The 14570-nt window shown below is 41.9% G+C and carries 14 protein-coding genes; 2 read left to right on the top strand and 12 right to left on the bottom strand.

Features of this window, described 5'->3' with window-relative positions; translation table 11 throughout:
- Window positions 1–11: 11 nt before the first annotated feature.
- Window positions 12–749 carry a DUF1538 domain-containing protein gene (locus AAEZ00_RS14745; RefSeq protein ID WP_124013897.1) on the bottom strand — a complete coding sequence of 246 codons (738 nt, stop codon included), beginning with the start codon at window positions 747–749 and terminating at the stop codon, window positions 12–14.
- Window positions 750–992: 243 nt separating this feature from the next.
- On the opposite strand from AAEZ00_RS14745, the gene AAEZ00_RS14740 reads away from it, so the two are divergent.
- Complete coding sequence (locus AAEZ00_RS14740) at window positions 993–2099, top strand: energy transducer TonB (protein ID WP_351088933.1); 1107 nt, start codon at window positions 993–995, stop codon at window positions 2097–2099.
- Window positions 2100–2120: 21 nt separating this feature from the next.
- Here AAEZ00_RS14740 and AAEZ00_RS14735 read toward each other — a convergent pair whose 3' ends face one another.
- The 5 genes from AAEZ00_RS14735 to AAEZ00_RS14715 form a co-directional block, all read right to left on the bottom strand.
- Window positions 2121–2465, bottom strand: a complete 345-nt coding sequence (locus AAEZ00_RS14735; protein WP_124013898.1) for a hypothetical protein — start codon at window positions 2463–2465, stop codon at window positions 2121–2123.
- Between the two features lie 363 nt (window positions 2466–2828).
- Window positions 2829–3287, bottom strand: coding sequence for a CBS domain-containing protein (locus tag AAEZ00_RS14730; RefSeq protein ID WP_335688908.1), 459 nt, complete (start codon window positions 3285–3287; stop codon window positions 2829–2831).
- 106 nt (window positions 3288–3393) lie between these two features.
- The gene (olsF, locus tag AAEZ00_RS14725; protein WP_124013900.1) at window positions 3394–5133 is read right to left on the bottom strand and encodes a bifunctional ornithine lipid synthase OlsF; all 1740 of its coding nucleotides are present in this window, start codon (window positions 5131–5133) and stop codon (window positions 3394–3396) included.
- Between the two features lie 13 nt (window positions 5134–5146).
- Window positions 5147–6049, bottom strand: a complete 903-nt coding sequence (locus AAEZ00_RS14720) for a UDP-2,3-diacylglucosamine diphosphatase (RefSeq protein ID WP_351088931.1) — start codon at window positions 6047–6049, stop codon at window positions 5147–5149.
- Window positions 6050–6282: 233 nt separating this feature from the next.
- Window positions 6283–7314, bottom strand: coding sequence for a Glu/Leu/Phe/Val dehydrogenase dimerization domain-containing protein (locus AAEZ00_RS14715; protein ID WP_101030955.1), 1032 nt, complete (start codon window positions 7312–7314; stop codon window positions 6283–6285).
- A gap of 296 nt (window positions 7315–7610) precedes the next feature.
- On the opposite strand from AAEZ00_RS14715, the gene AAEZ00_RS14710 reads away from it, so the two are divergent.
- Window positions 7611–8051 carry a DUF4826 family protein gene (locus AAEZ00_RS14710; protein WP_124013902.1) on the top strand — a complete coding sequence of 147 codons (441 nt, stop codon included), beginning with the start codon at window positions 7611–7613 and terminating at the stop codon, window positions 8049–8051.
- Between the two features lie 117 nt (window positions 8052–8168).
- Here the strand turns inward: AAEZ00_RS14710 and AAEZ00_RS14705 are convergent, their stop codons facing one another.
- From AAEZ00_RS14705 to AAEZ00_RS14680, 6 genes are all read right to left on the bottom strand, one after another.
- Window positions 8169–9311: a ribosomal protein uL16 3-hydroxylase gene (locus AAEZ00_RS14705; protein WP_351088940.1), complete on the bottom strand. Its 1143-nt coding sequence runs from the start codon at window positions 9309–9311 to the stop codon at window positions 8169–8171.
- Window positions 9312–9403: 92 nt separating this feature from the next.
- The gene (purB, locus tag AAEZ00_RS14700; RefSeq protein ID WP_124013903.1) at window positions 9404–10774 is read right to left on the bottom strand and encodes an adenylosuccinate lyase; all 1371 of its coding nucleotides are present in this window, start codon (window positions 10772–10774) and stop codon (window positions 9404–9406) included.
- Window positions 10775–10813: 39 nt separating this feature from the next.
- Window positions 10814–11446 carry a high frequency lysogenization protein HflD gene (hflD, locus tag AAEZ00_RS14695; RefSeq protein WP_267898624.1) on the bottom strand — a complete coding sequence of 211 codons (633 nt, stop codon included), beginning with the start codon at window positions 11444–11446 and terminating at the stop codon, window positions 10814–10816.
- Window positions 11447–11449: 3 nt separating this feature from the next.
- Entirely contained in the window at window positions 11450–12568 is a 1119-nt protein-coding gene (gene mnmA / locus AAEZ00_RS14690; protein ID WP_124013904.1) for a tRNA 2-thiouridine(34) synthase MnmA, read from the bottom strand.
- 527 nt (window positions 12569–13095) lie between these two features.
- Entirely contained in the window at window positions 13096–13569 is a 474-nt protein-coding gene (locus AAEZ00_RS14685; RefSeq protein ID WP_124013905.1) for an NUDIX hydrolase, read from the bottom strand.
- Between the two features lie 34 nt (window positions 13570–13603).
- On the bottom strand, window positions 13604–14320 hold the full coding sequence (locus tag AAEZ00_RS14680; protein ID WP_351088929.1) for a pseudouridine synthase: 717 nt from the start codon (window positions 14318–14320) through the stop codon (window positions 13604–13606).
- Between the last annotated feature and the right edge of the window lie 250 nt (window positions 14321–14570).

The following is a 14570-nucleotide window of genomic DNA, read 5'->3' as shown; positions in this document are numbered from 1 at the left end:
AGCTATATCGATCACTGCAAAAACACCATGCCGTACAGCAACACAAAAATCATTGGACTCAGGCTTGCAAAAGCAATTAACCCAAAACCATCGATCATTGGGTTGCGGCCCTTGATGACACTGGCTAGACCCACACCTAGTGCGGTAACCAATGGCACGGTAATGGTTGATGTGGTGACGCCGCCAGAATCATAAGCTATGCCGATAATGTTGGCGGGCGCAAAGCTGGTGAGGATCATCACTAACACGTAACCACCAATAATAAGATAATGAATTGGCCATCCCTTAAGGATGCGGATCACGCCAAGCAGAATGGCCAAACCAACCGAAATGGCGACGGTTAATCGTAAGCCCATGGCATAAGAACTCATGGCTTGTTCATTTGACTCTATCGCGCCAGCGTTAGCGGCAACTTGTGCGGCTTCGTTTGCCACTGCCGTGAGGGCTGGCTCTGCTAATGTGGTGCCAAAACCTAAGGAGAAAGAGAATATGACTAACCAAAACACACTGCCTTTTCGCGCTAACGCTTGAGCTAGAGATTCGCCAATAGGAAATAAACCCATTTCTAAACCAAAGACAAAAAAAGTCAGTCCCAACACAATAAACACCACACCAACAAGAATAGAGCCCAGTTCTGCTGGCGCTTGATGCAGTACAAATATCTCAAAAAAACTGACGACTAAAATAATGGGAATAAGATCTTTAAAACTGCTGAGCATAGCATGGAGCAATTTTGCGATGGCTGACATCTTGTCTCCTGTATTGACCCTCACTGGGATAAAAGATAAATGAGTCATATATTCAGTTTGCCTAATGATAGATATTTCACAACGTATTGTTTACAATAATGTTCATTAAGTTGATGTGGGTCATAAAATTGATTCAGACTGGCTTGAAAATTGTTAAAATAGACTGAGACCAATGCGCTGCTTAGCGGTAAATGGTTAGAGAGAAAGACTTAGGGATAAAAAATAAAAAGGATTTAGATGACGATGAAGACAATTTTACGCTTATCAATTGCAGCGGCTTTTATGACCCATGTTGCCTACGCTGTACCAACCGATATCGATGGTTTTTCACAAGCTTATCAACAGTACAATCTGTCTGTTAACAGCAATAACAACCAAGATACGCTGAAATATGCACAACAAACCTATGCATTAGGCCAAGTTAAATTTGGCAAGGACAGCCTTGACAGTGGCAAGTTAGCCATTAATTGGGCCAATGCCCTAGTGAATGAGTCAAAGAGAAATCATAACGGTCGTATTATTGAAGATGCCGCGACGCTCCAGGCACAAAAGTTATTTGAGTCAGCGTTGAGGGTATATCGCAATAATGTTGCTGATAATGATATCGCTCTGATTGATCCGTTAGTGGGGTTAGCTCAAACGACTGCAAATGACAAATATGCTAAAGATCTTTTATTTGAAGCTATCAGCGCCGCTGAAAAAGCGGATAATTTATTAACGGTTGCTGAAGTTAAACTCATTGCGTTCCATCGCTTATCGGGTACCGAGTATTATACGCGTACCGTGAGAAGTTTTGTCATGGATGCCAATGATATCTATGTCAATAAACTACCTGAAAATGCGATTAAACGCGTCAATTCAACCTATCTAGTTGGGGCACTTTATGCGGCAATGAACCGCCCAAATGATGCAACGCCGCTTTTACTTGAAGTGATTAAACAATATCAAGCATTGCCTTATAGTCATCCATATGAACTTCATGCCCATGCATTGTTAGTGACACTTTACGAACAACAAGGCAAAAGCAATAAAGCCACTGAGCATTGTGTTGCCATTGGTAAAATGACCCCATGGGATGACCAACAAGAACAAACGCCGTTATTTAGAAAACCACCTAATTACCCTCGGTCATATGCCGAAAGAGGTAAAGATGGTTGGGTGCAAGTTGAGTTTACGGTTGATGAACATGGCTTTGTTAAATCGCCTGAAATTATTGACTCCAAAGGCGGGTACCAGTTTGAAAGAGAATCGATAGAAGCATTAACGCAATGGCGTTATGCGCCTAAGTTTGTTGATGGCAAACCTACATCCGCAAAGTCGAAGGTACAGCTTGAGTTTACCCTAGGTTAATCATTTATCAGTTTGTATTGGTTAACCTAACCAATACAAACTGAGCATGCCTATAAACACAATAACTAAGGTCGTCTCAATCAGTAACTGGCTTTGTTGTAGCTGTTTTTTACCCTGTTTTAAAATAGTCACCAACTGGTTTTGTTTATAGATCCGGCATGATACTAATTCTGTTTGTGGATCGACAACTAATTGAAAACGGCATTTCTTACCATTATTCAGCAAGACATCATGCATGCTTTGCAAACCAAAGTTGAACTTGCGTGACACCATCTTGCCATTAATAAATACCCGTTCTAGCCCGCACCAATTACTCGCTTGTAACTCAATATTGTCTTGATTGAGATGGTAAGTAAACTTAGTCATAATGCCGTCCTTATCGCATGATAGTTGCGAGCCCGGTGTGTAATCTAAGCAGAGCAATGTGACATTTTCCAGTATAGAAATATGAACAATTTACTAAATCAAGCTATCTAGTTGGCAAGCTTAATAATTTTTATTTTTTTAGGATTTGTTGCAAAAAAGGTTTCTGTCTACATTTCAACATTAGGTGTTTATGATAAATGATGCAGAGTATGGCAGAGTATACCGGCTAATATTTGGGCTAAAATGGCTAAAACTTGGGTGAAAATGGCTAAAAACACGGCCACATATACAGTCAAAAGTGTGACGTTAGCAGCCAGCGTATTTTTAGGTTAGATAAGGTTTAGCAGATAAAATCGTGATCACTTACCTAAGGCAATAGGCATTCAATAGATCTTTCCAAGTAATAATGCCCACAATGGTGTTGTTGTCTAATACGGGTAAACAACCGATATCGTGGTCTAAAATCAGTTTGCTGGCTTGGTGGATGTCGCAATGGGGGGCAATGGTGAATGGATTGTGGGTCATGACTTGATGAACCCTTTTTTGCAGGGTTTCTGTGTCTCGAATTAACTCGGCTGCGGTCCCTATATTGGGACTGAGTGCACGTAAAAAGTCTCGATAAGACAATATGCCACTCAGTTGCTTATTATCAACCACCAGTAAGTGATGGAAGCTAACATTATCAAAAATTTCTTTGGCAAGTGTCAGTCTGTCATCCATATCTATGGTAACCACTCGAGTGGTCATGATGTCCGCGATGCAGATATGTTTGGCCGCATTATTCGTTAATGTCTCTGTCGACATTTCGGTAGACGTTGTCATAAGCGATCCTCCACGTATTTATTCTTTTATATCAGACAAATATAAATTTAACAATCATTTAACGCCTAATGACAACCACTTATTCAGGTTCGCAGCTTGTATTTGGTCAAGATGCAATTTTGTTTTCGGGTAAATGCCCCGCTAAGTATTTTTGATATTTAATCGGCTTTAATTGATGAATATCGACTAAGACTAAACCATCGATACAGTCACCAAATTCAGCATCAATACCAAAGTCGAGAAATTGCACGCCGTGGTTGTTACATAGCTCGCCATATTGCTTAAATAACGTCGGTACTGATACACCCATATTCGATAGCGTCCGTTTGAGTATTTTAAAATTCTCAGCATAGTCATCGCCATTAAATAGCTGGTGTAATTGATGCTGACGTTCGGTGGTGAATTGATATGAATTAAATGAAGTCGCTAAAACGTGTTTAGTGGCGAAATGATGTTGGTAAAAAAATACCAGCATCTCTTTGGCCGGTACCGGCAAGCTATCGCTTAGGGATACAGGGCCAAAGAGGTAACGATACTGCGGATTTTTAATTAAAAACGCACCAATACCTTGCCACAAATATTCTAAGCTACGGCGGCCCCAATATTTAGGCTGGACAAAACTGCGTCCAAGTTCGAGTCCTTGGTCAAAATAGGGTGCAAACGCATCGTGGTATTCAAATAGTGATTGGCTATACAGGGCATTTTTACCAATGGTTTCATGGAGTATTTTGGCACTGGCAAAACGGTATGCCCCGACAATCTCTAATTGGTCTTTATCCCATAACACTATGTGAAAATAGTGATTATCATACTTGTCGGTATCACGACGTTTACCGGTACCTTCGCCAACGGCTCTGAATGCGATTTCACGAAGCCGACCAATCTCACGCATAACTGCACTGCTTTGAGTATGCTTATACAAATAGATTTGTTTGTTGTCTTGGGTTTTGCCTAATAGTTCGCATTGTTGTAAAGCTTGTTGTAATTCACAGCGTTTTTCTGGATGGGCAATGGCATTTTGGGTGATAAATAATGGACTGCGATTTTTACCTATGCGGTATAAATGATTTTTAAGCAAATTCACTTTGGTTTTAAGCGGAAAATCTTGAGTGCTGACCACTTCTTTAGCGATCAGTTGGCCAATTCGCACCGGCATCACATGATCCATTTGTTTGAACATTTCTTTAATCAGTAATAGCGTTGCCAATGGCTTGTAAATCATTGAGGCGCCATAAAACGTAGCAGAGTTTTTTGCGTCAACGAACATCGGTAAAAGGGGGGCATTACAGGCGCGAGCCATTTTTAAAAAGCCGCTGTGCCAATGTAAGTCAGTAACCCCTGTTGGGCGTAAACGTGACACTTCACCCGATGGGAAAATCAATATCGCGCCTTCATTTTTAAGATGATGATGGATTTCATTTAAATGTTGTTTAGGTGTACCGCCAGTCATGTTACGTACTGGCAATAAAATGGAATGTAACGGTTTAATAGCCATTAACAGCTCGTTGGCGACCACCTTAATATCCGGACGAACTTGGCTAATTAATTTAATCAATGCTAATGCATCAAGTGACCCAATAGGGTGGTTAGCGTAAATCACCACTCGACCTTCAATCGGAATATTTTCAACTTCGTTATTGGGAACGCTGTAACTGAAATTTAAGCACGCTAAAATTTGCTCAACAAAATCGACACCGGATAAATGCGCGTGTTCGTTAGCTATGTCATTACACTGCTTTTCATGAAGCAAGTAACGTAACATGGCTTTAGTCGGCACGGCTAACCACGGCTTGTTATGCACATTTGGCAGGTTTTTTTCTACCACATTATCGACAGTAAATATCATATTTAAGCCTTATTTATGCAACGTGCTGTGTTTGGGGCGTGATGATTGATTTAGCCTCTGAACTGCAAAAATCAATCGTGTTTACTGCTGTAGCTTGTAACGTTTGTTGATCCCACTTGAGTAACTGCACATCACCGATTCCTGTTTCTGCAATGAGAGTACAATTTTCAACCCAATCACCATCATTAGCGTAAGTGATGATGCTGTCATTAATCGTATGTTGTGATAACTCTGGCTGGTGGATATGACCACAGATAACCATGTCGACCTGTTGTTTGGCGCAATAGCGTAATACCGCATCACGGTACTGATTAACGGCTTGCTGGGCTTTGTTGACGCGGAGTTTGATGTAGCTGGCTAATGACCAATAGGGATACCCTAGGCGACTTCTTACCCTATGTAATTGGCGATTAAGCCAAAGCAACACATCATATAAATGGTCACCTAGTTTGGCATAGGCTCTGCTGACACAGACTTGTGAGTCAAATTGATCGCCATGAAGCATTAAAAAGCGTTTGCCGCTAATCGACTCATGAATATGCTGTTTGGCGAGGGTAATGCCCCTAAAGTGACTGTTTGCATAAGCTTTAAAAGCCTCATCATGATTACCAGGGATATAGATCACTTGTGTGCCGTTACTGGCCAGCTCGAGGATTTTCTTGATGACGTTATTGTGGCTATTGGGCCAATAGAAGCGTTTTTTTAATGCCCAAATATCGACAATATCGCCAACTAAATACAAGTAGTTACTTTGACTATGGTTTAAAAAATATAATAAAAACTCAGCTTTACAATCAATGCTGCCTAAATGGACATCCGATATCCACAGAGCATGAAACTGCTGGATTTTCCCCTGCTGAGTTAAGTGAGCTAAAGGTTGGCGGTGCTGATGTTTTTTTTTGCTGTGCGAGATCATCGGTCATTCACCCTAATACACAGATTGCGTCAGTGTTGATTTAGGGTAGGGCAGTTAGTTGACGCTAAGGTGAACGATTTGTTGCAACTTGATGAATCAGTCATTAAGTAAAAATGTAATGGGCAGACAATAAAAAAGGAAATGCATAGGCATTTCCTTTTAGCTTTGTTTATAAATTCATGTCTATAAAGTCATGTTAAGGCATTAAAAAGCCCTAATATAAAGCTGATTAACTATCTCGCGGCATCAATAATAGCTTTAGCCATTTCATCGGCAACAGAACCCGTAGTGCGGTTCTCGCTATCAGCACGTTCAAAAATAGTCAGTAGGGTATTGTAAATCTGCTCAACCTTGGCAGTAGAGGCGGCTACGTCATAGTGTTTCTCAAATGACACATTGATAATGCCGCCAGCATTAATCACGTAATCTGGGGCGTACAAAATACCCATTTGTTTGAGTTTTTCGCCGTGGCGCACTTCTGCTAATTGGTTATTGGCACAACCGGCAACGATGGTGGCTTTTAATAGTGGTAAGGTGGTGTCATTAAGGGTGGCACCTAATGCACATGGCGCATACACATCAACATCTTGGGTGTAGATATCTTGCGGAGCAACAAGAGTTGCGCCAAATTCATCGGCGACTCGGTCTAATGAGGCTTGATGAATATCGGTGACCACCAGCTCAGCGCCGGCATCATGTAAGTGTTTACACAAGTAATAGCCGACATGACCGACGCCTTGCACTGAGACTTTAATCCCTTTTAGGCTATCAATACCACGTTGATGTTTTACGGCGGCTTTTATGCCCAGATAAGTGCCTAATGCCGTCTGCGGTGAAGGATCACCTGATTTGCCTTCAAGACCGGCTACGAATTCAGTTTCACGGCTGGCTATCATAATATCCGCTGTGGAAACGCCAACGTCTTCAGCAGAATAATATTTACCACCTAAACTGTTCACAAAGCGTCCGAATGCAAGAAATAACGCTTCACGGTCGGTTGTTTTGGGATCGGCGATGATCACCGCTTTACCGCCGCCCATGGCAAGACCCGCTAATGCATTTTTATAGGTCATTCCACGAGATAAGCGTAGTACATCGGTTAAGGCTTCATCATCCGATTGATAGTTCCACATACGACAACCACCCACGGCAGGACCTAGGTTAGTATTATGGATGGCAATAATGCCTTTCAGACCACTTTGCTTATCATGACAAAAGACCACTTGTTCGTGTTCATCGAACGAAACATGATTAAAAACTGCCACGTGACATCTCCGCTTGAAAAAATGAGTTTTTCGCCCCTTATGTTACTTGATGACATAAGGCGCCAACGACTGCTTGTTATATTTATTGCAGCACGATAGCATTTAGGGATACTCTGAACAAAGCTTGATTGAGTTATTTTTGTGATTAGTGTGGCAATTTAGCTTGCCACCTTACGTAAACGTAAGGTAATTTGTGTTACGTGATTGTTTTGAAGCTATATTAAGATTGTTTTGTGATTAACGAGCAGGTGAGTTTTCGTTCTAATCTGCATTATAACAATAAGATAGGAAGTATTATGACTGAAGAAGTTGCAGAAAAGGTGGCACAGCCAACGCCAGATCCAGAAGCTCAAAGACAAGAGTGGGTGCGCACTCAATTCCAAAAGGCGAATCGGTTTTTGGCTGAAAAGGGCGTGATCCCAAACAAAGTGCTTACTGATGAAAGCCGTTATCTTGCGCCCTATTTAGCCATTTGGAAGATGGAATCGAAACAACCTAAAAAACAAACTTTTTGGGTTATGTCAGGTGATTTGCCATCCGATTATGTTGATGTGAAAGTGGCGGAAACGGCTCGTGATGCGATTAGACATTTTTCGATGATGTGGCAGCTCAAAGCAGAAAACTTGCATAAATCGGGCGTAACAAAAGACCCAACTCAACTGAAGTTTGCGCAATTGCTTATCTCGCGAGCAGAAAGTTTATATAAAATGAACCAAGATGAAAAACTGTGGGCTTAATAAACTGAAGCAACAGAGATAAAAAAGGCACTATTAGTGCCTTTTTTGTTATCTCCAGCTAAGCATGATGATCCATCTTGCTTGCCATCATAAGATCAGTGGCTTATATGCTACTCATTATTCGCTTTCGTCTTCGGCTAAGTAGAATAACCCTTGATTAAGTAATCCGGTCAGAACCTCAAGAGCTGCTGCGTTGGCGGTGAATAAATTAGCCTCTTGTGGCGTAAGCCTCACCTTGTTAGCCAAGAGTTGCAGCATTTCATTGCTAGCATCATCAAAGACGTAAACGTCGCCATTGATAAATAAACGTGGTTCGCTGTCCTGCTCTAATTGTAATACTTTCAGGCCGCCGATACGTTGAATGATTGCGCCTTGCTCAACAGCTTCTAATAAATCCGCTGCGGTTAATGGCTCTTCACCTTCACAAACATCAAGCTCGAAACGACTTTGACTGAGTAATTTACCTAACATGGTTTGGTAGCTGGCGGGATCTTGTGCCAATTGCGCCAACAAATCCATGATCCCTTGTTGGTGTGTCTGGCTGATAAGACCCGGTTGTGCCGGTTCATCTGAAGAGGTGAAACGCTTCTGACCTTGGTTGCTATCAATCAAGGTATCGGCTAATTCGGTTAACAGTTCTTGCTGACTCGGGGCTCTAAAACCGATTGAGTATGATAAGGCTAGCGATAAGGTTTCGCCGCAATGTGGATATCCTGGTGGAATGTATAATACATCGCCTTTTTGCAATATCACATCGATAATGGGTTCGAAATCGTCAACCAAAGGCGAGTTAGGATTATCGCCGCGACGCTTGTGCTGGCCTTTATCACCCACTTTCCAGCGACGTTCGCCATCACCTTGAATGATAAATACATCGTAGTTATCGATATGCGGTCCAACCCCACCACCGGGAGTGGCAAATGATGCCATTAAGTCATCAAAGCGCCAGTCGGGTAAAAATCGAAAGGCTTCGACTAAAGGTTGTGAGTCTGGATACCAATGGTTTACGGCTTGAACTAATAGCTGCCAGTTGTCTTCACCAAATTGGTCATAGTCTTCAAATGGACCTTGGACCACATCCCAGTCATTGCCTTTGGTGATCACCACTCGTGAAGATATTTCTTCTTCACAGGCAAGACCTGCAAGTTCATCTGCTGCAATAGGATCTTCAAAGTTGATAAAAGCCTGTTTGATCACCAGCGGTTTTTGTTGCCAATGCTGCTTAATAAAGGCTTGGGTATCAATATTTAATGTGTACATCATTGACCTCAGTCGAGATATTTGTCAGTGGTTAATGCAATAAAAAAGCGGTCACATATGCGACCGCTAATGATATGCATAAGCTTATAAAACTATTTTAGCTCATCAACAAAGGCTTCTGCGCGGCCAATGTAGTTTGCAGGGGTCATTTTTTTTAGGTCGGTTTTGACTTGTTCAGGTAGCTCAAGGCCATCAATAAACACGGCAAGTTGTGCAGCATCAATACGCTTACCACGAGTCAGTTCTTTTAACTTCTCATACGGCTTTTCAATGCCGTAACGACGCATAACGGTTTGCACCGGCTCAGCCAATACTTCCCAGTTTTTATCTAATTCAGCTAAAAGCTGTGCTTGATTCACTTCTAACTTACTAATGCCTTTTAAGGTCGCTTGATAAGCAATTAACGAGTGCGCCATACCCACGCCTAGATTACGTAATACGGTTGAGTCCGTTAAGTCACGTTGCCATCTTGATACCGGTAATTTGGCGGATAAATGTTGCATCAGCGCGTTAGCGATACCTAGGTTACCTTCAGAGTTTTCAAAATCAATTGGATTGACTTTGTGCGGCATAGTTGATGAACCAATTTCGCCAGCAATAGTGCGTTGCTTAAAGTGGCCTAATGCAACATAACCCCAAATATCACGATCAAAATCGATTAAAATAGTGTTAAAACGAGCAATAGCATCGAATAATTCTGCGATGTAATCATGTGGCTCAATTTGGGTGGTATACGCGTTCCAGTTAATGCCAAGACTGGTCACAAAACGTTGTGAAAGTTCGTGCCAGTTGACTTCAGGGTAAGCAGAAATATGTGCGTTATAGTTACCCACGGCACCGTTAATTTTACCCATAATCTCAACAGCGTTGATTTGGTTTAGTTGACGATCTAAACGCACTGCAACGTTAGCCATCTCTTTACCGAGAGTCGATGGTGATGCAGGTTGCCCATGGGTGCGAGACATTAACGGCACGCTTTTATTGTCATGAGCTAATTTTTTGATGGCATCAATAATCTGCTGGCATTGCGGCACTAACACTTGTTCGCGCGCTTCTTTTAACATTAAGCCATGAGATAAGTTGTTGATGTCTTCGGAGGTACAGGCGAAATGAACAAATTCATCAATGGCGACTAACTCGGCATTGTTGGCAATTTGTTCTTTAATAAAGTACTCAACCGCCTTCACGTCGTGATTGGTGGTGCTTTCAATTGCTTTAACACGCAGAGCGTCTTGTTCGCTAAAGTTGTCCTTGATGCTGTCTAACAAGGCTAATGCGGTTTCGCTAAAAGGGGGAACTTCTTCAATCTCTGGGCAGCTAGACAATAGCTTTAACCAGTTGATTTCAACTTGAACACGGTACTTAGTAAGACCGAACTCGCTGAAAATCCCTCGTAATGAGGCGGTTTTACTACCATAACGACCGTCTACCGGAGAGATAGCAGTTAGTGCGGAAAGATCCATTTTAAGCTCCTTGATGAACTTTGTTGTAGGGTGATTCGATTAATTGTTATTTTGGCTTTGTTTTGCTGTATCAAATATGGATTTACGGGCAAACACTAAATGGCGGCGTTTGCCACCTAATTGGCGCCATAATACTGCGCTGCGCATGGCTGCAAGCAGTAACGCGCGAATTTTTTGTTGTACCAGAGATTGCTTTAAGCAATCGGGATTACCCGATATTTGTAATTTAGGCCCTAATTCACTGATGATGTCGCTGTAAATACTGGCCAAATTGGCAATAACTTGTTCATCAGTAATCGCAAAATGGGTTAATTGGCGATGCACTTGATTGATGCGTTCCGCTAGCATGCCTAAACCATTAGGTGAATGGGCTAGCTTGCGTTCAAGGGCTAACACGCCGACTAAGTAACGAGTGGTTTCAACATCTTTGTTACCGCCATCACCGAGTTGATTTTGGATCAGTTGATAACCGTTATCTAAAATGGCTTTATCTTGATAAACATCAGCCGTTGATTCTGGCTCTGTCACTAAAATAGTATTAAGCGTAGCAGCTAGGGCGTCTTTATCGCTTTCACCGTGACGAGCTAAATACTGGACCTGGCCAATCGCCTGTAAAATACCAGCGAAGGCCATGGTGCGTTCAAACAAGATGTTGTCTGGAGTTTGGCTCACGGCTTATCCTCGGATTAAGGTATCGATTATGCCGCCACCTAAACAGATGTCACCATCAAAAAATACTGCTGATTGCCCAGGGGTCACTGCGGCAACCGGTTCATCAAACATAACGGTAATATTGTCTGAGTCATTATAGACGAGTGTGCAAGCTACATCTCGTTGACGATAACGGGTTTTTACCGTTATGTGACAGTTATTTTCAGGTCCTTTGCGATCAACCCAATGCAATTGATTGACTGTCATGCCGCTTGACATTAAACGAGGGTGATTGCCCCCTTGTGCGACAATTAGCACATTGCGTAATAAATCTTTTTCAACCACATACCATGGATCTTCATTACTATTTTTCAGACCACCAATACCCAAACCTTTACGTTGTCCAAGCGTGTGGTACATCAATCCTTGATGTGTCCCAATCACTTCACCTTCAGCGTTTTCGATATCGCCCGGTTGAGCCGGTAAATAGGTCGCTAAGAAGTCGGTGAATTTACGTTCACCGATAAAGCAAATACCGGTGCTGTCTTTTTTGTCGTGGGTAATTAATCCCAGTTTTTGGGCTATTTCACGCACTTGATGTTTTTCAAGTTCACCGACAGGGAACAAGCTGCGGGCAACTTGTTCGTGGCTTAACGTGTATAAAAAGTAGCTCTGATCTTTATTACCATCAACTCCGCGAAGCATTTCTACGCTGCCATCGCTATTATCACGTCGGCGGACATAATGGCCCATGGCGATATAATCGGCATCTAAAATATCGTCCGCAAATTCAAGAAAGGCTTTAAATTTAATTTCTTTATTGCACATGATATCGGGGTTGGGGGTGCGGCCGGCTTTGTATTCTGCTAAAAAATATTCGAATACGTTATCCCAGTATTCGGCAGCAAAATTGACGGTATGCATTTTAATGCCTAGCTTGTCGCAAACTGATTGTGCATCTTTTAAATCATCAGCAGCCGCGCAATATTCATCGGTATCGTCTTCTTCCCAGTTCTTCATAAACAGACCTTCAACTTGATAGCCTTGCTGCATTAACAAGTAAGCTGATACTGAAGAGTCCACACCGCCGGACATGCCGACAATGACTTTTTTACCATTTGAAGTAGGGCTAAGTGATGTCATAAATCCTAAAAACCTTGAAGATAGATAATATGTATATTGTGCCGCAATGCCAATGTTTCAAGGCGATTGAGCTAGATTTTTGTTCGTTGTGAGCCTGAATGTTGTTGCATGCACATTTCGACGAGATTAATTAGTTGACCGTCAAGTGCCGGCTGAATTTTATGGTCAAAATCTATTCGATCTAAACGGTTTTCTGTTTAAATAAGAATGCGCTGCAAGTCTTAAAGCAAACTGTCTACGTAAACTAATATCTTACAACAAAGACCTTCGCTTACCAATAAGTGCACCTGTTTAGCCGATCCCTATGAGTAGCATTTTGGGCTTCTTTCTACTAGGTTAACGCTTATTTATGAACAACAACGACATGTCATAAGCTCTGCCTAGTATAAATAGCCGAAACAGCTGCAAAATTCACCTTTAAAGATCCTCGAGTCCTAATAAACATGACATTTGTGCGGCGCATATTCTATCACGCATTCGCTGAATGGGCTATCTTGAGGCGTATGCAAATAGCCCAAGACAAGGCTCTAAAAATAATCGACATTGAACAGTGATAAAGGGGTGTGCTGTGGTAAAAGGTTTTTATCAGCTTGTTGTAAGAAATCTTCAATACTTTTTACCACTAATGGGCTGCGAAGTTGGCTACCAAGGGCGATGATTTCAGCAAGACTGAGCCAGTGAGTATCTGTAATGGCATTATCGCGAGGTTTAGCGTGTTGTTGCTTGGTCAGTTCAATACAAAAGGTATAACGAACGAACGCTAAGTTTGCAGATGCTCTAAATTGATAAATGCCCACTAAGGCTTGTGGTGTTAACTCAAGACCGGTTTCTTCAACAATTTCACGGGCGCACCCATTGATAATCGATTCATTCGCCTCTAGATGTCCAGCTGGTTGGTTAAATTTAACCGCACCATCAATGCATTCTTCCACTAATAAAAATTTGCCTTGGCTATAAATAACGCAAGCTACAGTGGTATTCGGTTTATAACGTTCGGTCATAATTCCCTCTGATCCTAAGATGCTCAACTTGTGGTTATTTAGCGGTGCTCATCACTTTGTATTCGCCATTAGGTAAATCATCTAGACACCATTGACCTATTTTATAACGGATTAGTCTTAAGGTTGGATGACCGACATGGGCTGTCATACGCCTAACTTGGCGATTTCGACCTTCGCAAATTTGTACTTCAAGCCAAGTGGTAGGAATGGCTTTTCGCTCTCTCACTGGCGGGTTTCTAGGCCAAATATCAGGCGAGCCCATTACGTGGACTTTTGCAGGCAAAGTCATTCCGTCTTTCAACTTCACGCCTTGGCAAAGTGCATTTAACGCCTCATCTGACGGTTGCCCTTCAACTTGAACCCAATAGGTTTTAAAGGTTTTTTGAGTCGGCTGAGTCAACTTTGCTTGCAGCTGTCCATCATTGGTAAGCAATAGTAAACCTTCACTATCACGGTCTAAACGTCCTGCTGCATATACATCGGGAACCGGAATAAAGTCTTTTAGTGTTTGGCGGCCCGCTTCATCGGTAAATTGGCACAACACATTAAAAGGTTTATTAAATAGCACTATGACGGGATTTTCAGTCCGAGGTTTTTGTGGCAGCCGCGATTTTATCCTGTTGCGATTGGCTGCATTATTGGCTGCATTACTGGCCGCACTTCTGGGCACAACATTGACTGATTTAGTTGACGCGTTAACGCTGTTTGTAGCTGTTTTTTTGAATGGACTGAATTTACCGATTTTTGACATAAAGGTATGGTTAACATCCCTAGGTTATAAGAGTGAGTGATAAGTGAGCGAATATAAATCAATTTATGATAGTTTACTGCGTATTCGTCCTTAGTGGAATTTGAAAATGATTAAGAATGATCTATGATGTCCGCCTAAAAAGTGTGATCTATAGCTAATTTATCATTCTGGGGCATCTGGTTTACCTGCCAAAGCTCAGTGGTTTGAGAACAAAATATAATAATAAATGGGATCGGCGATTTCACATACT

The sequence above is a fragment of the Shewanella sp. S1-49-MNA-CIBAN-0167 genome, assembly GCF_040310145.1.
GTDB lineage: Bacteria > Pseudomonadota > Gammaproteobacteria > Enterobacterales > Shewanellaceae > Shewanella > Shewanella psychromarinicola.
This window is presented reverse-complemented; position numbering and strand designations above follow the sequence as displayed.